Here is a 545-nt window from a genome sequence, read left to right as displayed (position 1 = left end):
TATTGCAGAATGTGCCGTCATTGCCATCGTCGGCAGCGGGAATAATTCAGCTGTCTTGGCCATTTGCTATGGCGAGAGATGTCTCGGGAAATTTCGTCGGATTCGCGATGCCGACGCTTGATTTCAACAAGACCGAGTCTCTGGAGTGCATCCTAGTACCAAAGATGGCGGGGCAGAAGAGTCTGCGATCAGATTTGGGAGCGCGCATCACAGTCGCAGCCAATCTTGCGGGGGTCGTAAGCGCAATTCACGATAAGGGCCATCGAATAGTCGATCTGAAACCCGTCAATCTCCGCTTGTATCGTCAGGAACTTTATGTTGCGGTACTCGATTGCGATGGGTTCCATGTAAATATGCCTGGTCGAGCTTTTTCGGCACCACAAACGACCCCTGAATACACTGCTCCTGAATTCCAGAATAAGCACATTGCCGAACCTGAGCATCAGGATCGGTTCGCGCTAGCGGTTATTATTTTTTAGGCTGCTCAACTTCGGGATCCATCCTTACGATGCATAGCCAAAAAGAATAATGCGCCTACTGATCGA

At 50.1% G+C, this 545-nt stretch carries 1 pseudogene; it reads left to right on the top strand.

The annotated features are described in order from the left end of the window. A pseudogene (locus E4Q23_RS23165) lies at positions 1–479 on the top strand (DNA-binding protein); the annotation flags it as partial. Positions 480–545: the final 66 nt, after the last annotated feature.

This window comes from Candidatus Accumulibacter phosphatis, from assembly GCF_012939955.1.
GTDB classification, from domain to species: domain Bacteria; phylum Pseudomonadota; class Gammaproteobacteria; order Burkholderiales; family Rhodocyclaceae; genus Accumulibacter; species Accumulibacter delftensis.
The sequence above is the reverse complement of the archived record's forward strand: the minus strand, read 5'-3'. Positions and strand labels throughout refer to the sequence as shown.